Source organism: Streptomyces sp. NPDC002867 (assembly GCF_053591895.1).
Genome location: NZ_JBSFUR010000024.1, coordinates 87,108 through 105,281, shown reverse-complemented (window position 1 = coordinate 105,281; position 18,174 = coordinate 87,108). Strand labels below are relative to the sequence as shown.

The following is an 18,174-nucleotide window of genomic DNA, read 5'->3' as shown; positions in this document are numbered from 1 at the left end:
CTTGAACGCGCTGGCCGCCTCCCCTTCGTCAGCGTTCATCTGTCGCTGGATGGCGCCGGCCGGATCCCGGGGCGCAGCCGTATACGAAACTGTCAGGGCCGGGCGGGCAGCTCGAACCAGACGACCTTGCCGGTCGACAGCCGGGTCGCCCCCCACCGCCTCGCCAGCCGGTTCACCAGGAACAGGCCCCGGCCGCCCTCGTCGGTGTCCCGGGCCCTGCGCTGCCTCGGCAGCTGCGGGGAGTCGTCGCCGACCTCGCAGCGCAGCACGTCCGTGCGCAGCAGCCGCAGCGTGACGGGACGCTCCGCGTACCGCACGGCATTGGTCACCACCTCGCTGACAAGCAGCTCCACCGAGTCGGACAGCTCCTCGAGGCCCCAGCGGGCGAGCGCGCGCCGTGCCAGGCGGCGGGCGCGGCTCGGCGCCGCGTCCTCCGGCTCCAGGAACCAGTACGCGACGTCACTGGGCGCGATCCCGTCGAAACGGGCCGCCAGCAGCGCGATGTCGTCGTCCCGGTCGCCGGGGCCCAGCATGTCGAGCACGTCGTCGCACAGCGCCTCCAGCGGAGGCGAGTGGTCGGGGCCGGTCAGCTGGGCGGTGTCGGCCAGGCGCTCGCGCAGCTGCTCGATGCCCGTCCAGACGTCGCGCAGCCGCGACTCGACGAGGCCGTCGGTGTACAGCAGCAGCGTCGCGCCGGCCGGGGCGTCGAGTTCCACCGCCTCGAAGTCCACGCCGCCGACGCCGATCGGCGCGCCGGGCGGCACCCGCAGCACCTCGGCACGCCCGCCCAGGTGCAGCAGGATGGGCGGCGGGTGTCCGGCGTTGGCGATGGTGATGCGGTGCGAGACCGGGTCGTAGACCGCGTACAGGCACGTCGCCATCCGGTCGGCGCCGAGCCGCTGGGCCTGCTCGTCGAGGTGGTGCAGCACCTCCTGCGGCGGCAGGTCGAGACCGGCGAGGGTCTGCGCGGTGGTGCGCAGCTGACCCATGATCGCCGCGGACTTCATCGAGTGGCCCATGACGTCGCCCACGACCAGCGCGACCCGGCTGCCGGGCAGCGGGATCGCGTCGTACCAGTCGCCGCCGACGCGGGCCGTCTCGGCGGCCGGCAGGTAGCGCGAGGCGAGCTTCACGCCGGTCGGCTGGGGCAGCGAGTCGGGCAGCATCGTGCGCTGCAACTCGTCGGCGATGTACGCCTCGCGCCCGTAGAGCACGGCTTTGTCGATGCCGAGCGCGGTGTGGGTGGCGAGTTGGGCCGCGACCAGCAGGTCGTTCGGCTCGAAAGCCGGACGGTCGGGTCGGCGCAGGAAGACGGCGGCACCGATCACGCGGCGACGGCCGCGGAGCGGGGCGAGTATCGCCCGGTGGCCGCTCGGCACGCTGCGTCCGTCACCGAGGAGTTCGGGCAGCGCTGCGCGGGCCGCCGCGGAGTCGCCGAAGACCGGCCGCACCCCGCGCAGCACCTCGGACAGGGCGCCGCCCGAGCGCACTTCGCACAGGTCGGCGGCGGGCGCGAGATCGGCCCCCGGGTCCAGCAGGGGTATGGAGAGGCCGGTGCCCTGGTCGACGTCATCGGCGTTCAAACGCAGCCGGTCGCTGCGGCGCAGCCGGAGCACGAACGGCGACACGGGCCGCTCGTCGCCCACGGGCAGCGGGTCGCGCAGGTAGACCAGGATCGCGTCGGAGAACGTCGGCACGGTCGCCCGGCACAGGCCGAGCACGATCTCGTCCAGGTCGATCCCGCGCGCGATCCGCCGGGTCGCGGCCCCCACGAAGCGCAGCCGGTCGCCCTCGCGGCGCGCGGTGCCGGCGATGTCCTGGGCGTGGGCGACCTGGGCCTGCACGGAGTGCGTCTGGGGCTGCGGCTTCGGCGGCGGTCCGGAAGGCACGGCTGAGGCCCCGGCCGCCTCCGCCCGCGGCCGGGTGCGTTCCTGGGACCGGGCAACCAGGGGCTGCCGGCCTTCGTGGGAGGTGGGATGCTCCGTCACGCGTGGGATTCCGTCCGTCCGGGCCGGTTGTGCGATGCAACCGCCTCGTGGGGCGGTATACCCGCTCTGGAGGCGGCGTCGACAGGGTGGCGGGCATCCGGCACGGCTCTACCCCCTGTATGACTCGTACTGACTCGTGCTGACGTGCGGTCCTCGGTCTGCGCTCAGTTCTCCCTCGTACGGCGCAGCCTCGCGGACGACGATCCTACGGTTGCCCCCAGGGGGCGCATCAAGAGTCTCACGAGGTCGTATACGCCGGAGCGCGTTCACTGTTCCTCATCGGACACCTGGATGTCACCGGCGAGGCGACAGGAACGGAGAGATCGGGGCGGAGTGGTCGGCGAAACGCAAAGTTTCGGCCAGCTTCGTTCCGCGTCCGCCTCCCCCGGCGCGCCGCCGTCCCGCCGGCGCCGGTCAGGAGGCCAGCCGCCGGGCCGGAGTACGGGCCCAGTCGGCGGGCAGCTCCGGAACCGGCCAGGACGGATCGGGCCGCCAGTGCTCCCAGCCCGCGGAGAAGGGAGCCTCCCAGGCCCGGATCGACTCCACGGCCGCCCGGCCCGCCGCCCGTACCCGCGCCGCCTTCCGGGCGTCCATCAGCCCGACCCGCTGCGCCTGCGCGAACTCGTCCTCGTCCCGCCACAGCCAACTGCGGTCCGGGTACACGGAGATGTCGAGGAAGTGGTCCTCGGAGTCGACCCCGCCCGACCAACGCGTGCGCGGCTCCTCAAGGTTGACGTACCAGCTCCTGAACCGCCAGCCCGTCTCCCAGAACAGCCAGACCGACCACGGGTCGCCGGGGCGGGCGAGCTTCAGCACGCCCGAGCCGAACCAGCGGCCCCGGGTGAGCGTGCGCGGGGCCGTGTAGCGGGTCGCGAGCGGCTCCTGGTGAACGGGGGTGCCGTCCACCAGGACCGGCTTCACGCATTCCGTCCCCGGCGCCATCCAGACCGCGAGCAGTTCCTCGGTGTCCTGGACGACCGTCACCGGCCGGCAGATGTGCACGCTGCAGCCGTCCAGATCCGGGGCATGGCCGCGGTAGCGCCAGAGGATCTGGTCCCCGGGCGCCCAGCGTGCGATGCGTTCCGTGCCTGTCATGAGCAGATCTTAGGAGGTAGGCACCCCCGTTGCTGCGACACAGGTCACGGGTGCGTCATACGCAGCACGTCCAGGGCCTCGTCCAACTGCTCGACGGTCAGGGCGCCGCGCTCCACGTAGCCGGACTCCAGGACGACCTCCCGGATCGTCTTGCGTTCGGCGAGCGACTTCTTGGCGACCTTCGCGGCCTCCTCGTAGCCGATGTACTTGTTGAGCGGGGTGACGACGGAGGGGGAGGACTCCGCGTACTCGCGCGCCCGCTCGACGTTCGCCGTGATGCCGTCGACCGTGCGGTCCGCGAGCAGCCGGGAGGCGTTGGCGAGCAGCCTGACCGACTCCAGCAGGTTCTTGGCCATGACCGGCAGCATCACGTTGAGCTCGAAGTTCCCCGCGGCGCCCGCGGCGGCGACCGTGGCGTCGTTGCCGGTCACCTGGGCGGCCACCATCAGAACGGCCTCCGGGATCACCGGGTTGACCTTGCCCGGCATGATCGACGAACCGGGCTGGAGGTCGGGCAGGGCGATCTCGGCGAGCCCCGTGCGCGGCCCGGACGCCATCCAGCGCAGGTCGTTGGAGATCTTGGTGAGCGACACGGCGATCGTGCGGAGCTGACCGGACGTCTCCACCAGGCCGTCGCGCGCGCCCTGCGCCTCGAAGTGGTCGCGGGCCTCGGTCAGCGGCAGCCCGGTCGTGCGCGCGACCTCGGCGATGACCGCGGCCGGGAAGCCGGGCGGGGTGTTGATGCCGGTGCCCACGGCCGTGCCGCCCAGCGGCAGTTCGGCCAGCCGCGGCAGGGACGCCTTCAGACGCTCGACGCCGTACCTGACCTGGGCCGCGTAGCCGCCGAACTCCTGGCCGAGCGTCACCGGCGTCGCGTCCATCAGGTGCGTACGGCCGGACTTCACGACCGTCGCGAACTCCGTCGCCTTGCGCTCCAGCGAGGTCGCCAGATACTCCAGGGCCGGGATCAGGTCGCCCGTGACCGCCGCCGTCGCCGCGATGTGGATGGAGGAGGGGAAGACGTCGTTCGACGACTGGGAGGCGTTCACATGGTCGTTGGGGTGCACGTCGCGCCCCAGCCGCTCGGTGGCGAGCGTCGCCAGGACCTCGTTGGCGTTCATGTTGGACGACGTGCCGGAGCCTGTCTGGAACACGTCGACCGGGAAGTGGTCGTCCCACCGGCCGTCGGCGACCTCGGCCGCCGCCTCGGCGACGGCCCGCGCCATGTCCTCGTCCAGCACGCCCAGTTGGGCGTTGACCCGCGCCGCGGCCGCCTTGACACGGGCCAGGGCCGCGATGTGCGCGCGCTCCAGGCGCTGACCGGACACCGGGAAGTTCTCCACGGCGCGCTGGGTCTGGGCCCGCCACTTGGCGTGCGCGGGCACCCGCACCTCACCCATCGAGTCGTGCTCGATCCGGAACCCGTCCGCGTCGGCGTCGCTCATCGCTGTCCTTCCTCCCGAACGTCTCGAAAAGTTGAGCAGTTGTCTTGTTCCGTCTATTCCCAACTGCGCTACCCGCCAGTAAATACCCCGAGTAACCACAACTCCGGGAGGCGCAATGAAGGGAACAGGCCGAAGAGTTCGCACACTGACTCGTACCGTGGCCGCCGCCGTGGTACTCGCCACCGTCCTGGGCGGGACGACGCTCACCGCCCCCGCCGCGGCCGGCACCCCGGCTGTTTCGTCGCCGGCGGCGGTACCGCTGCCGCCCGAACTCGAAGCCGTCCGCGCGGCCGAGGCGACCGCACTCTACGGCAGCCCGGAGGAACGCCCGCTCGCACAGCGCAAGACCGGCCTGATCTCGCTGGGTGACAGCGAGATCTCCGGCGAGGGCGTCGGCACCTACGAGCCCGGCACCAACGGCCCCGACAACTGGTGCCACCGCTCGCCCGACGCGGCGATCCACCGCACGGGCATCGCGGCGGACCTGACGTACAACGTCTCCTGTTCCGGCGCGTCCACCGGCAACATCCGCATCGGCGGATCGAAGCAGTACGCCGACGAACTCGTCCAGAGCGACAACCTGGCCGTCAAGGCGCGCAACACCCGCATCAAGATGGTGGTGCTGGTCGCGGGCGCCAACGACGACCTCCAGTTCGGCCCCGTGATGACCGACTGCGTCGTGCGGTACATGACCCTCCAGGGCCCGTGCGAGCCGAAGTACGCACCCGGCTGGCAGGCCCGCGTCGACGGCCTCGTCCCCAAGGTCGAACAGACCGTGCGCGATCTGCGGACCGTCATGAGGGACGCCGGGTACGCGGACGGAGGCTACAAGCTCGTCGTGATGGGCTACCCGAGCCCGATCGGCCCCGACTTCCGCGACAACCCGCACTTCCCGGGCAAGCCGGCCTGCGGAGGGATGGGCCACGACTCCGACACCGTGTGGGGCCGCAACAGCGCCGTGCCCGCCTTCGAACGCGGCATGCGCGCGGCCGCGCGCAGCACGGGCGCGGTGTACCTGGACAATTCCCGCCTCTTCCACGGCCACGAGGTCTGCTACCAGGACCCCTGGGCGCGGGGGCTGTACGTGGACGTCTCCAACCCCTTCCCGCCGGACGCGAACTCGGTCCGCCAGTCCTTCCACCCGAACGCCCGCGGCCACGCGGCCTTCGCGTCGTGCCTGACGCAGCTCTACGCCTCGGACGCGCGGGAGGCGAGCTGCGCGGACGCGGCGTCCACGGGCAGGCCGGTGCTGCTCCCGCTGGCATGGGACGACGCGTACCGCCCGCTGAAGGCGGCGTCCGGGCCGTGCCTGGACGTGTCCGGGGCGGTCACCCGCAACGGCACGGCCCTGCTGGCCTGGGACTGCCACGGCGGCCGCAACCAGGGCTGGTGGTACGACCCGGCGCGCCGCTCCCTGCACACGGAACTGACCCAGGACCGGTGCGTGGACGTCCCGGACGGCGCGTACCGGCCGGGCACGGAGCTGATCGTGTGGGACTGCCACGGGGGCGCGAACCAGCAGTTCGTCCGCACCTCGGGGACGATCCGCCCGTCGGCGGCGCAGTCGTTGTGCGTGACGCTGCCGTCGTCGGGTTCGAGGGCGGCGCTGCACCCGTGCAACGACGCCCCGGGCCAACGCTTCGCGTAGCCCCGGCTGCGTTGCGCGCACGTGGGGGCTCCGCCCCGGGATTCCTGCGCTTGGCGGAAGCGGGGCTCCGCACCCGGGGCCCCGCGTTTCGCGGAAGCGGGGCTTTGTCCCGGGCCTCTGGCTGCGGGAGTTGGGGTTTCGGCCCCGGGACGCTTGCGCTGCGCGCAAGTGGGGCCCCGCACTTGGCAGAACCGGGGCTTCGTCCCGGGCCTGTGGGCTGCGGGAGTTGGGGCTTCGCCCGGGCTCCCTGCGCTGCGCGCACGTGGGGGCTTCGCCCCCCGGCCTTCGCGCTCGACGGAACCGGGGCTTCGTCCCGGGCCTCTGCGTCGGCAACTGAGGCTCCGCCCCAGGCCCCGGCGTTTCGCCGAACCAGGGCTCCACCCCTGCCCGGGCCTCCGGCTGCGGGAGTTGGGACCGGGACGCTTGCGCTGCGCGCACGTGGGGGCTCCGCCCCGGCGTACCTGCGCTGCGCGCAGGTGGGGCCCCTCCCGGGCCTCTGCGCCGCGCAACTGGGGGTTCCGCTCCAGGCCCCCGCGCCTCAAGCGCCGACGGGGCCGATTTCGCTGCGCGAAATCAGCCCCGTTCGGGGCCCCACGGCCGCCAGGCCGTAGGGGGAGTTCAAAAACACCGCGCGAAGCGCGGTACGGGGCCCGGGCCGAGCCCCGAGGTCCGCGTCCGCAGGGCGCAGAGCCACGGGGGTCTGGGGGCCTGCCCCCAGTTACGGGAAGGGGCGGGGTGGGGAAAAGCTACGTCAGCCCCGGCCCCCGCACCGGAATCGACGTGAACGTCGGCGCCGGCGCCGGATCCTGGAAGAAGTCGTTGCCCTTGTCGTCGACCACGATGAACGCCGGGAAGTCCTCCACCTCGATCTTCCACACCGCCTCCATGCCGAGCTCCTCGTACTCGACGACCTCGACCTTCTTGATGCAGTCCTGCGCGAGGCGCGCGGCCGGGCCGCCGATCGAGCCGAGGTAGAAGCCGCCGTGCGTGCCGCACGCGTCGGTGACCTGCTTGGACCGGTTCCCCTTGGCCAGCATGATCTTCGAGCCGCCGGCCGCCTGGAACTGCTCGACGTAGGAGTCCATCCGGCCGGCCGTCGTCGGACCGAAGGAACCGGAGGCGTAGCCCTCGGGGGTCTTCGCCGGGCCGGCGTAGTAGACCGGGTGGTCCTTCAGGTACTGCGGCATCTCCTCGCCCGCGTCCAGCCGCTCCTTGATCTTCGCGTGCGCGATGTCGCGCGCGACGACCAGCGGACCGGTCAGCGAGAGCCGGGTCTTGACCGGATACTTCGTCAGCTCGGCGAGCATCTCGTCCATCGGCCGGTTGAGGTCGATCTTCACGACGTCGCCGTCCTCGGCGAGCTGCTCGTCCGTCGTGTCCGGCAGGAAGCGCGCCGGGTCGGTCTCCAGCTGCTCCAGGAAGACGCCCTCGGCCGTGATCTTCGCGACGGCCTGGCGGTCGGCCGAGCAGGAGACGGCGATCGCGACGGGCAGCGAGGCGCCGTGTCGCGGCAGACGCACCACGCGCACGTCGTGACAGAAGTACTTGCCGCCGAACTGCGCGCCGATGCCGATCTTCTGGGTGAGCTCGAAGACCTTCTTCTCCAGCTCCTCGTCGCGGAAGCCGTGGCCGAGCTCCGACCCCTCGGACGGCAGCTCGTCGAGGTAGTGCGCGGAGGCGTACTTGGCGGTCTTGAGCGCGAACTCCGCGCTGGTGCCGCCGACGACGATCGCCAGGTGGTACGGCGGGCAGGCGGCCGTGCCGAGCGAACGGATCTTCTCCTCCAGGAACTTCATCATGCTCGCCTCGTTGAGCACGGCCTTCGTCTCCTGGTAGAGGAAGGACTTGTTGGCGCTGCCGCCGCCCTTGGCCATGAAGAGGAACTTGTACGCGCCGCCGTCGGTCGCGTACAGCTCGATCTGCGCGGGCAGGTTGGAGCCGGTGTTCTTCTCCTCCCACATGGTGAGCGGAGCCATCTGCGAGTAGCGCAGGTTGAGCTTGGTGTACGCATCGTAGATGCCGCGCGAGAGGGCTCCCTCGTCCCCGCCCTCGGTCAGCACGTTCTGGCCGCGCTTGCCCATGACGATCGCGGTGCCGGTGTCCTGGCACATGGGGAGCACGCCGGCGGCCGCGATGTTCGCGTTCTTCAGCAGGTCCAGGGCGACGAACTTGTCGTTCGACGACGCCTCGGGATCGTCGATGATGCGCCGCAGCTGCGCGAGGTGGGCGGGGCGCAGGTAGTGCTGGATGTCGTGGATGGCCTCGGCCGCGAGCTTGCGCAGCGCCTCGGGCTCGACCTTGAGGAACGTGCGCCCGTCGGCCTCGAAGGTGGAGACACCCTCGGAGGTCACCAGCCGGTACGGGGTGGTGTCCTCTCCCAAGGGGAGCAGATCCGTATACGCGAACTCCGGCATTTCGCCCATTCCTCACTTCACAGACGCGGCTGGCCTCCATCGGCAGCGCCCTCCAGCGTAGAACGCCCCCGCTGCCCCGATTGTGTGAGGTAAGGCTCACTTCCCCGACGTAGCGGGGTTGCGGCTGATCAGGCCGGGGGCGTCGGCGGTTTCTGTCGGTGGTGGGTTTCCCCGGGCCATGGCCGGGCGCGCCGGGGCCGTGGCGTCGGCGCGCAGGGCCCGGGCGGGGAATCGGCCGATTCAGCCGGTTCCGTCCCTGCCGGCCCTGGTCGCGATCTATCGCGTTTCGCTAGGCTGATGACGTGGACCTCGAGAAGCAGCCCCAGAAGCCGGCCGTGCCCGTGGAGACCCGCCGCGCCGACCATGCTCTCCGCGCCTCGGACGCCGACCGTGACCGGATCGCGGACATCCTCAGGGACGCCCTGGCCGAAGGCCGGCTGGACGCCGAGGAGCACTCCGAGCGCATCGACGCCGTCTACCGCGCCAAGACCCTCGGCGAACTGGAGCCGCTCGTCGCGGACTTGCCCGCGACGGGCCGGCGCCCCGGCGCCGCTCCGTACGCGCCGGAGACCGACGAGTCCACCGGCCCCGCCGAGAACCTGGTCGCCGTCTTCTCCAGCTCCACCCGCAAGGGACGCTGGCGCGTCAGCCGCCGGACCAACGCGTTCTCCCTCTGCGGCAGCGTCGAGATCGACCTCACCGAGGCCCTGTTCGGACAGCGCCTCACCGTGATCAACGCGACGTCGATTTTCGGCAACGTGGAGGTCCGCGTTCCCGAGAACATCACGCTGCGCGGAAGCGGCACCGGCTTCTTCGGGAACTTCGAGGTCGTCACGCTGGAGGCCGCCGACCCCGAGGCGCCGGTGGTCGTGGTCAACGGTTACGCGGTTTTCGGCAATGTCGAGGCCAAGCCCAAGCGGGGCCGCCGAATCTCCGACCTCCACGACCGTCTGCGCAAACACCTGGGCTGACGGCCGCGCGCACCGGAACATTTCCGCCACGCGCGCCGATACGCAATTCCGTACGTCGGAACTCAGTGCCACTCAGTGCTTAGGAGTGCGCACAGCGGGTAGGGACTGCTGCATCGTCTCTCGCTCGCGAATCCGTCGTCAGGAGTAGACCGTGCTGCAACTGCCGCATCAGTCCTTGCAGGTAGCCGCCGTTCCGCCTCAGCGCATCCCTGCTCGGGAGGATCAGGCCGGTCCCTGGCACGCGGAGGCGGTGTGCCGCCGCGACGAGGCCGGGCTCTTCTTCGCCCCCTCGAAGGAACCGACGGCCGCGCGCCTGTCGCGCGAAGAGGCTGCCAAGCGGGTCTGCGCCCGCTGCCCCGTGATGGTCGAGTGCCGCGAGCACGCCCTTCTCCAGCCCGAGCCGTACGGGGTGTGGGGCGGCCTCACGGCGGCCGAGCGCCGCGTGGTGCTGGCCCGGCGCCGCAGGCGCGAAGTGGAGCTGAAGAAGTCCCCCTCGGCGGCCTGAGCGCACGACAGCGGCCGCACGCGACATACGGGAAGGGGCGCCCCCGCACGAGGGGCGCCCCTTCCCGTATGTCACACGTCGGCGGCGGCTACTTCGCGCGGTCGAAGTCGATCTTGCTGTACGCGCGCAGCTTCGAGAGCCGGTGCGTGGAGTCGATCTGGCGGATCGTGCCCGACTTCGAGCGCATCACCAGCGACGACGTAGTCGCGGTCTCCGAGCGGTAGCGGACGCCGCGCAGCAGCTCGCCGTCCGTGATGCCGGTGGCGACGAAGAACACGTTCTCGCCGCTGACCAGGTCGTTCGTGGACAGCACCCGGTCCAGGTCGTGCCCGGCGTCGATCGCCTTCTGGCGCTCCGCGTCGTCCTTGGGCCACAGCTTGCCCTGGATGACTCCTCCGAGGCACTTGATGGCGCAGGCCGAGATGATGCCCTCGGGCGTACCGCCGATGCCGAGCAGCATGTCCACGCCCGTACCCTCGCGGACGGCCATGATCGAACCGGCGACGTCGCCGTCCGAGATGAACTTGATCCGGGCGCCGGTCTCGCGGATCTCCTTGACGATGCCCTCGTGGCGGGGGCGGTCCAGGATCACGACGGTGACGTCCTCGGGGGACATGTTCTTGGCCTTGGCGACCCGGCGAATGTTGACCGAGACGGGGGCGTTGATGTCGACGAAGTCGGCAGCCTCGGGGCCGGTCACCAGCTTGTCCATGTAGAAGACCGCGGACGGGTCGAACATGGTGCCGCGATCGGCGGCGGCCAGGACGGCGATGGCGTTCGGCATGCCCTTGGCGTTGAGCGTGGTGCCGTCGATCGGGTCGACGGCGATGTCGACCTCGGCGCCGGTGCCGTCGCCGATCCGCTCACCGTTGTAGAGCATGGGCGCTTCGTCCTTCTCGCCCTCGCCGATGACGACGACGCCGTTCATCGAGACGGTGGAGACGAGGGTTCGCATGGCGTTGACCGCCGCGCCGTCGGCACCGATCTTGTCGCCGCGGCCCACCCAGCGGCCGGCGGCCATGGCAGCGGCCTCGGTGACGCGCACCAGCTCGAGGGCGAGGTTGCGGTCGGGGGCCTCGGGGGAGACCTCGAGCTCGGACGGCAGATGATGCTCGGTCATCGGAGCGCACCTTTCTGTACGGCGACGGCCGGGAATAGGGAGGGTGCTGCGACTCTATCGGTACATCGACAAATTGAGCAGAGGGGCCCACGTATGAGCACAACACCATGATGCGACCATGGGGGCGTGGCAGGTATGCGAGGCAAGCAGACGATCCGGGGCATGTTCCAGTCCATGGCGGTGATCGGCGTCGTCGTGGCGGGCATCTACATGCTCGTTCCGCACGACGAGCACGCGGACCCGATCAGGACGGTCGACTACCGCGTCGAGCTGGTGACGGCGCAGCGGGCAGCACCCTACCCTGTGGCCGTGCCGGAGGGGCTGGGCAAGGAGTGGCGGGCGACGTCGGTCACCTTCGACCGCGCGGACGCCCACGCCTGGCACCTCGGCTTCCTCGACCCGGACAACCAGTACGTGGCGGTGGAGCAGTCCACGGCGAAGGCCGCCGACAAGTACGTGCGTGAGGTCACCCGCCAGGCGGCCAGGACCGACAGGACGCGGCAGGTGGCGGGGGAGACCTGGCAGCTGTGGGAGGGGCCCAAGTACGACGCCCTGGTGCTGACGGCCGGCGGCGCGACGACGGTCGTCACGGGGACGGCCCCGCCGGCGCGGCTGGCGGAGATGGCCGCCGCGCTCAGCCCCCGGCCGGGCGAGCCCAAGGAGGCCGCGCAGTCCTCGGCCCCGGCGGCCCCGTCCGCGAAGCCGTAGCCGTAGCCGTAGCTGCGATGCGTACGGCGAAGGCCGCCGCACCCGGTCGGGTGCGGCGGCCTTTCGCGTGCCGTGCGGCGGCGGCTCAGACGGTGGTGACGACGTCCTCGTAGGACAGGCGCGGGGAGCGCGGGAACCAGGCGTCCTCACCCGGCTTGCCGATGTTGACGACCATCAGCGGCGTGTGGTCGTCGTCCAGGAACTCCTTCTGGATGCCCACGGCGTCGTAGCCGGTCATCGGGCCGGCGGCCAGACCGGCGGCGCGGACGCCGACGATGAAGTACGCGGCCTGGAGCGCGGCGTTGAGGGAGGCGGCCGACTCGCGGGCCGGGCGCTCGCTGAAGAAGAGGTCCTTGGCCTGCGGGAAGTGCGGCAGCAGGCTCGGGAGCTCCTCGTGGAACTCGTTGTCGGCGGCCAGGATCGCGACCAGCGGGGCGGCGGCGGTCTTGGCCTGGTTGCCCTCGGCCATGTGCGTGACCAGGCGCTCACGGGCCTCGGCGGAGCGGACCAGCACGACGCGCAGCGGGGTCTGGTTGAAGGCGGTCGGTCCGTACTTGACCAGGTCGTAGATCGCCTGGACCTGCTCGTCGGTCACCGGCTCGTCGGTGAACGTGTTGGCGGTGCGGGCCTCGCGGAAGAGGAGGTCCTGGGCGGCGGGGTCGAGAACGAGCGACATAACGGGCATACCTTCCGAAACGGATCATGGGTCAACCAATGAATTCACCGTACAAGGCGTGACGTTCAAGTTTCAACAAAAGTCTGGATGCCGTGAGCCGAGTCACAGACGTCCGTCAGCCCCGTCCGTCAGCCCCCGCCGGGCCGGCTGCCCGCTCCCGCACCGACGACGGCCAGGGCCGGCTTCCCGCTCGTGACTAGCTCTCGCCGTCGTCCCCGCCCGGCTCGGACTCCGCCAGCGCCGCGTCCAGGCGCGCCCGGGCGCCCTCCAGCCAGTGGCGGCACACCTTCGCCAGCTCCTCGCCGCGCTCCCACAGGGCGAGCGACTCCTCGAGCGTCGTACCGCCCGCTTCCAGGCGGCGCACGACCTCGATGAGCTCGTCCCGCGCCTGCTCGTAACCGAGCGCGGCCTCTTCCGTCTTGGCAGCCATGCCATCCACCCTATGTGTGAGAAACGTACGCACTTCCCGAGGCCGCCGGGGCCCTCAGTCCTCGACCCGCACCGCGAACTCGCCCCGGGCGACCCGCGCCCGCAGCCCCTCGCCCGCGCTCACGTCCTCCGGCGAGCGCACCACCGCGCCGTCGGCGCGCTGCAGCACCGCGTAGCCCCGCTCCATCGTCGCCGCCGGGGAGAGCGAGACCACCCGTGCGCGGGTGTGCGCGAGCTCCGAGTCCGCGCGGTCCAGAAGGTGGCCGAGCACCCGCCGGCTGCGCGCCAGCAACGCGTCCACCTCGTCCTCGCGCTCGTCGACCATGCGCTGCGGATGCTCCATACAGGGCCGGGCCAGACAGTGCGCCAGGCCGCGCTCCTCGCGGTCCAGCAGCCCCTGCACCGTCCTCAGCGCGCGCTCCCGCAGCCGGCGCACCCGCTGGAGCTCCTCGCCCACGTCCGGGACGACCTTCTTCGCGGCGTCCGTCGGCGTCGACGCCCGCAGGTCGGCCACGAGGTCCAGCAGCGGCGAGTCCGGCTCGTGCCCGATGGCCGACACGACAGGCGTCGTGCACGCGGCCACCGCACGCACCAGCTGCTCGTCGGAGAAGGGCAGCAGGTCCTCCACGCTGCCGCCGCCGCGCGCCACGATGATCACGTCCACGTCGTCCAGCGCGTCCAGCTCCTTCACCGCCTGGACGACCTGGGTCACCGCGTGCACGCCCTGCACCGCGACGTTGCGCACCTCGAAACGGACGTGCGGCCAGCGCCGGCGCGCGTTCTCCAGGACGTCCCGCTCGGCCGCCGACGCCCGTCCGCACACCAGCCCCACCCGGTGCGGCAGGAACGGGAGCGCCCGCTTGCGGTCCGGCGCGAACAGCCCCTCGGCTCCCAGCGAGCGCTTCAACTGTTCCAGCCGCGCGAGCAGTTCCCCGATGCCGACCGGCTTCATCTCCGACGCCCGCAGCGACAGCTGCCCCCGGGGCGCGTACCACTCCGGCTTGGCGAGCACCACGACCCGAGCGCCCTCGGACACCACGTCCGCGACCGCGTCGAACACCTGCCGGAAGCAGGTGACGCTCACCGAGATGTCGTAGGACGGATCGCGCAGGGTCAGGAAGACGACCCCGGCGCCCGGCCGACGCGACAGCTGGGTGATCTGTCCCTCCACCCAGACCGCCCCGAGCCGGTCGATCCACCCCCCGATGAGCCGCGACACCTCGCCGACGGGCAGGGGAGCTTCCGCGGACGTGTTGAGAGCCATACGGGCGAGCGTAACGGCCGGGTACGACAACCCCGGTGACCCGAACCGGTCGCCTCGCCCGCAGGCGGCCTGCCCGGCGCCCCGGCCCGTGCCCTTGCCCGGCCCCGTTCGGGGGGATCCTGTGCCGATCACGCGCGTGTGCCGTAGGACGAACGCCGTCAGGGCCCCGATGTCCCGCCGGTGAGCTGTCCACAGGCGATCACCCGCCTGCGGGGGCGGCCTTACGATGGGACGCATGACTGCTACGCCGCCTGCCCGACGCGTCCTCCTCGCCGCCCCCCGCGGCTACTGCGCGGGCGTGGACCGTGCCGTGATCGCCGTGGAGAAGGCCCTGGAGCAGTACGGGGCGCCCATCTACGTCCGCCACGAGATCGTCCACAACAAGTACGTCGTGCAGACCCTGGAGAAGAAGGGCGCGATCTTCGTCGACGAGACGGCGGAGGTCCCCGAGGGATCGATCGTCATGTTCTCCGCCCACGGCGTGGCGCCGATCGTGCACGAGGAGGTCGCCGAGCGGAAGCTCGCGACCATCGACGCGACCTGCCCGCTGGTCACCAAGGTCCACAAGGAGGCCGTGCGGTTCGCCAAGGAGGACTACGACATCCTCCTGATCGGCCACGAGGGCCACGAGGAGGTCATCGGCACCTCCGGCGAGGCGCCCGACCACATCACGCTCGTCGACGGCCCCGACGACGTGGCGAACGTCGAGGTCCGCAACCCCGACAAGGTGGTCTGGCTCTCCCAGACCACGCTCTCGGTCGACGAGACGATGGAGACGGTCGACGCCCTGAAGACGAAGTTCCCCGGCCTGATCTCCCCGCCGAGCGACGACATCTGCTACGCGACGCAGAACCGCCAGATCGCCGTCAAGCAGATGGGCGCCGAGGCCGACCTCGTCATCGTCGTCGGCTCCAAGAACTCGTCGAACTCGGTGCGGCTCGTCGAGGTGGCGCTCGGCGCCGGCGCCCGTGACGCGCACCTGGTCGACTTCGCCGAGGAGATCGACGAGGCGTGGCTGGAGGGGGTCTCCACGGTCGGCGTCACCTCCGGCGCCTCGGTGCCCGAGGTGCTCGTCGAGGGCGTCCTGGAGTGGCTGTCGAAGCGCGGCTTCGAGGACGTCGAGATCGTCAAGGCCGCGGAGGAGTCGATCACGTTCTCGCTCCCCAAGGAGCTGCGCCGCGACCTGCGCGCGGAGGCGGCAGAGCTGTCGGGCCAGTAGCCGCCGGCCGTCGCCCCGACACGCTCGTCCCGCTCCGCTCGCCCCCTTAACGTGGTGTCCATGAACGTCTTCGGAGTGGACATCGGCGGTTCCGGGATCAAGGGCGCTCCCGTGGATCTGGAGCGGGGCGACCTGGCCGCGGAGCGCCACAAGGTGCTGACGCCGCACCCCGCGACACCGGACGCGGTGGCCGACGGCGTCGCCGAGGTGGTCGCCCACTTCGGCTGGGACGGGCCGGTCGGCATCACGTTCCCCGGCGTCGTCACCGGCGGCGTCACCCGCACCGCGGCCAACGTCGACAAGGGCTGGATCGACCAGGACGCGGCACGCCTCCTCGGCGACCGCCTCGGCGGGCTGCCGGTGACCGTGCTGAACGACGCGGACGCGGCGGGTGTGGCGGAGATGACGTTCGGCGCGGGCCGCGGGCGCAAGGGCGCGGTGATCCTGCTGACGTTCGGTACGGGCATCGGCAGCGCCCTCTTCGTCGACGGCCGCCTGGTCCCGAACACCGAGCTCGGCCATCTCGAACTGGACGGGCACGACGCCGAGAAGCGCGCCTCCACGAAGGCCAAGGAGGACGAGGACCTGAGCTGGGCGCACTGGGCGCACCGGGTCCAGAAGTACCTGGCGCACGTGGAGATGCTGTTCTCGCCCGAGCTGTTCGTCATCGGCGGCGGGGTGAGCCGCAAGGCGGAGAAGTTCCTGCCGCTGATCGAGGGCGTGCGGGCGGAGATCGTCCCCGCGGAGCTGCAGAACAACGCGGGCATCGTGGGGGCGGCGATGGCGGCTGCGGGGCGCTGAGGCGACACCGCCCGTCGGCGCCGGGGGTCAGTCCTGGCGGGCGGCCCCGCCCGGCTGCCCCGGCCCGCCGGGACGGGTCCGGCGCCGTCGCCGCCCCATCGCCCGTACCTTGCGCACGCAGGTGATCAGCCCGGCGATCAGCGTCCCGCCGTACAGCCAGCCGGCGTGCACGGCGAGGGCGGTGACGACCGCCATGGTCTGCCCGCCGAGGCCGCCGTCGCCGCCGGAGATCGGCACGATCCCCACGGCGAAGGCGATCGGCACGATCACCGGGGCCATCACCAGGTCGGCCTCGCGCACCCACAGCGCGGTCAGCGCGCTCACGGGCAGGAACAGCAGCCCGTACGCCACGGCCGAGCCGTCCAGGAGCAGCCAGTCCAGGCTGCCGAGCGCCAGCATCACCGCGGCCCCGAAGAGCCCGGCGCCGAGTCCCGTCAGCCGGGGATTCGGCAGCCGGCGCAGCGCGAGCACGACCGGCGGCACCGGCCGCGGGGGCCGGGCGGGCACCGGGTAGACGGTGCCGTCGGCGAGCGCACCCCGGGCGGGAAGGGTGCCCTGCGGCCGCTGCCGGGGCTGGGGGCGACGAGTTCTGGGCTGCTCCACATCGACCAACGTAGGTTGCCGGGTGCCGGTAGGGAGGTACCAGACACGCCCTTTGGGTGAGCTTGGCCCTCCGTTCGACTCCCGGCGGCCGTCGCTGTCCGGCGTGGCCCGCCCGTAAACTGGTGGATCGGCCCGCCCATGCCGGGCCGTACGGCCCCCGCCAGTCCTCACTCTCCACTCAGGAAGTCGCCAACGTGTCGCTCACGATCGGAATCGTCGGCCTGCCGAATGTCGGCAAGTCGACCCTGTTCAACGCCCTGACCAAGAACGACGTGCTGGCGGCCAACTACCCGTTCGCCACGATCGAGCCGAACGTGGGCGTCGTCGGCGTCCCGGACGCCCGCCTCACGAAGCTGGCCGAAATCTTCTCCTCGCAGCGGATCCTCCCGGCGACGGTCGACTTCGTCGACATCGCGGGCATCGTGCGCGGTGCGAGCGAGGGCGAGGGCCTGGGCAACAAGTTCCTGGCGAACATCCGCGAGTCGGACGCGATCTGCCAGGTCATCCGCGCCTTCAAGGACGAGAACGTCGTGCACGTCGACGGCAAGGTCTCACCGAAGGACGACATCGAGACCATCAACACCGAGCTGATCCTCGCGGACCTGCAGACGATCGAGAAGGTCCTGCCGCGGCTGGCCAAGGAAGCGCGCATCAAGAAGGACGTGGCGCCGAAGGTCGCGGCCGTCGAGGCGGCGAAAGAGATCCTGGAGCGGGGCGACACCCTCTTCTCGCAGGGGATCCTCCAGGGGTCCGAGAAGGCCGAGCTGCTGCACGACCTGCACCTGCTCACCACGAAGCCGTTCCTCTACGTCTTCAACGTCGACGAGGACGAGCTGACGGACGACACCTTCAAGGAGGAGCAGCGCGCCCTGGTCGCCCCGGCCGAGGCGATCTTCCTGAACGCCAAGCTGGAGGCGGACCTCGCCGAGCTCGACGAGGACGAGGCCCTGGAACTCCTCCAGTCCGTCGGCCAGGAGGAGCCGGGCCTGGCGACCCTGGCCCACGTCGGCTTCCGCACCCTCGGCCTGCAGACCTACCTCACGGCCGGCCCCAAGGAATCCCGCGCCTGGACGATCAAGAAGGGCGCCACGGCCCCCGAGGCGGCCGGCGTGATCCACACCGACTTCCAGAAGGGCTTCATCAAGGCCGAGGTCATCTCCTTCGCGGACCTGGTGGAGACGGGCTCGGTCGCGGAGGCCCGCGCGAAGGGCAAGGCGCGCATGGAGGGCAAGGAGTACGTGATGCAGGACGGCGACGTGGTGGAGTTCCGCTTCAACGTCTGAGCGTT

General features: G+C 71.4%; 16 protein-coding genes. 7 read left to right on the top strand and 9 right to left on the bottom strand.

The genetic code is table 11. The annotated features are described in order from the left end of the window. Nucleotides 1-92: 92 nt before the first annotated feature. The 3 genes from ACWD0A_RS22760 to ACWD0A_RS22750 all read right to left on the bottom strand — a co-directional run bounded on the left by ACWD0A_RS22760 (nucleotide 93) and on the right by ACWD0A_RS22750 (nucleotide 4,528). Nucleotides 93-1,988: a SpoIIE family protein phosphatase gene (locus tag ACWD0A_RS22760; RefSeq protein WP_451300773.1), complete on the bottom strand. Its 1,896-nt coding sequence runs from the start codon at nucleotides 1,986-1,988 to the stop codon at nucleotides 93-95. Nucleotides 1,989-2,402: 414 nt separating this feature from the next. Further along, a complete protein-coding gene (fomD, locus tag ACWD0A_RS22755) occupies nucleotides 2,403-3,083 on the bottom strand; it encodes a cytidylyl-2-hydroxypropylphosphonate hydrolase (RefSeq protein ID WP_451300771.1) in 681 nt (226 codons plus the stop codon). A gap of 44 nt (nucleotides 3,084-3,127) precedes the next feature. Beyond that, a complete protein-coding gene (locus ACWD0A_RS22750; RefSeq protein WP_451300769.1) occupies nucleotides 3,128-4,528 on the bottom strand; it encodes a class II fumarate hydratase in 1,401 nt (466 codons plus the stop codon). A 115-nt stretch (nucleotides 4,529-4,643) separates the two neighbouring features. Between ACWD0A_RS22750 and ACWD0A_RS22745 the strand changes: the two genes are divergently transcribed. Further along, nucleotides 4,644-6,176, top strand: a complete 1,533-nt coding sequence (locus tag ACWD0A_RS22745) for a ricin-type beta-trefoil lectin domain protein (protein WP_451300767.1) — start codon at nucleotides 4,644-4,646, stop codon at nucleotides 6,174-6,176. A 746-nt stretch (nucleotides 6,177-6,922) separates the two neighbouring features. Here ACWD0A_RS22745 and ACWD0A_RS22740 read toward each other — a convergent pair. After that, a complete protein-coding gene (locus tag ACWD0A_RS22740) occupies nucleotides 6,923-8,590 on the bottom strand; it encodes a fumarate hydratase (protein ID WP_451300765.1) in 1,668 nt (555 codons plus the stop codon). Nucleotides 8,591-8,892: 302 nt separating this feature from the next. Between ACWD0A_RS22740 and ACWD0A_RS22735 the strand changes: the two genes are divergently transcribed. Together ACWD0A_RS22735 and ACWD0A_RS22730 are read left to right on the top strand one after the other, a co-directional pair. After that, nucleotides 8,893-9,561: a DUF1707 SHOCT-like domain-containing protein gene (locus ACWD0A_RS22735; protein ID WP_451300763.1), complete on the top strand. Its 669-nt coding sequence runs from the start codon at nucleotides 8,893-8,895 to the stop codon at nucleotides 9,559-9,561. A gap of 151 nt (nucleotides 9,562-9,712) precedes the next feature. Next, nucleotides 9,713-10,066 carry a WhiB family transcriptional regulator gene (locus ACWD0A_RS22730; protein ID WP_177150775.1) on the top strand — a complete coding sequence of 118 codons (354 nt, stop codon included), beginning with the start codon at nucleotides 9,713-9,715 and terminating at the stop codon, nucleotides 10,064-10,066. Between the two features lie 88 nt (nucleotides 10,067-10,154). Here ACWD0A_RS22730 and glpX read toward each other — a convergent pair whose 3' ends face one another. After that, nucleotides 10,155-11,186: a class II fructose-bisphosphatase gene (glpX, locus tag ACWD0A_RS22725; protein WP_410363467.1), complete on the bottom strand. Its 1,032-nt coding sequence runs from the start codon at nucleotides 11,184-11,186 to the stop codon at nucleotides 10,155-10,157. 135 nt (nucleotides 11,187-11,321) lie between these two features. On the opposite strand from glpX, the gene ACWD0A_RS22720 reads away from it, so the two are divergent. Beyond that, the gene (locus ACWD0A_RS22720; protein ID WP_451300779.1) at nucleotides 11,322-11,894 is read left to right on the top strand and encodes a DUF4245 domain-containing protein; all 573 of its coding nucleotides are present in this window, start codon (nucleotides 11,322-11,324) and stop codon (nucleotides 11,892-11,894) included. Nucleotides 11,895-11,979: 85 nt separating this feature from the next. Here the strand turns inward: ACWD0A_RS22720 and ACWD0A_RS22715 are convergent, their stop codons facing one another. The 3 genes from ACWD0A_RS22715 to xseA form a co-directional block, all read right to left on the bottom strand. Continuing rightward, a complete protein-coding gene (locus ACWD0A_RS22715) occupies nucleotides 11,980-12,570 on the bottom strand; it encodes a malonic semialdehyde reductase (protein WP_451300760.1) in 591 nt (196 codons plus the stop codon). Nucleotides 12,571-12,766: 196 nt separating this feature from the next. After that, complete coding sequence (locus tag ACWD0A_RS22710; protein ID WP_177150772.1) at nucleotides 12,767-13,000, bottom strand: exodeoxyribonuclease VII small subunit; 234 nt, start codon at nucleotides 12,998-13,000, stop codon at nucleotides 12,767-12,769. Between the two features lie 54 nt (nucleotides 13,001-13,054). Further along, the gene (gene xseA / locus ACWD0A_RS22705; RefSeq protein ID WP_451300758.1) at nucleotides 13,055-14,263 is read right to left on the bottom strand and encodes an exodeoxyribonuclease VII large subunit; all 1,209 of its coding nucleotides are present in this window, start codon (nucleotides 14,261-14,263) and stop codon (nucleotides 13,055-13,057) included. A 226-nt stretch (nucleotides 14,264-14,489) separates the two neighbouring features. On the opposite strand from xseA, the gene ACWD0A_RS22700 reads away from it, so the two are divergent. Both ACWD0A_RS22700 and ppgK read left to right on the top strand, forming a co-directional pair. Beyond that, complete coding sequence (locus ACWD0A_RS22700; protein ID WP_451300756.1) at nucleotides 14,490-15,482, top strand: 4-hydroxy-3-methylbut-2-enyl diphosphate reductase; 993 nt, start codon at nucleotides 14,490-14,492, stop codon at nucleotides 15,480-15,482. 60 nt (nucleotides 15,483-15,542) lie between these two features. Beyond that, the gene (gene ppgK / locus ACWD0A_RS22695) at nucleotides 15,543-16,283 is read left to right on the top strand and encodes a polyphosphate--glucose phosphotransferase (protein ID WP_451300754.1); all 741 of its coding nucleotides are present in this window, start codon (nucleotides 15,543-15,545) and stop codon (nucleotides 16,281-16,283) included. A 27-nt stretch (nucleotides 16,284-16,310) separates the two neighbouring features. On the opposite strand, the gene ACWD0A_RS22690 is transcribed toward ppgK, so the two are convergent. Next, nucleotides 16,311-16,886, bottom strand: a complete 576-nt coding sequence (locus ACWD0A_RS22690) for a DUF6542 domain-containing protein (RefSeq protein ID WP_451300752.1) — start codon at nucleotides 16,884-16,886, stop codon at nucleotides 16,311-16,313. Nucleotides 16,887-17,080: 194 nt separating this feature from the next. Here ACWD0A_RS22690 and ychF point away from each other — a divergent pair, with 194 nt between their 5' ends. Further along, a complete protein-coding gene (ychF, locus tag ACWD0A_RS22685) occupies nucleotides 17,081-18,169 on the top strand; it encodes a redox-regulated ATPase YchF (RefSeq protein ID WP_451300750.1) in 1,089 nt (362 codons plus the stop codon). Nucleotides 18,170-18,174 lie beyond the last annotated feature (5 nt).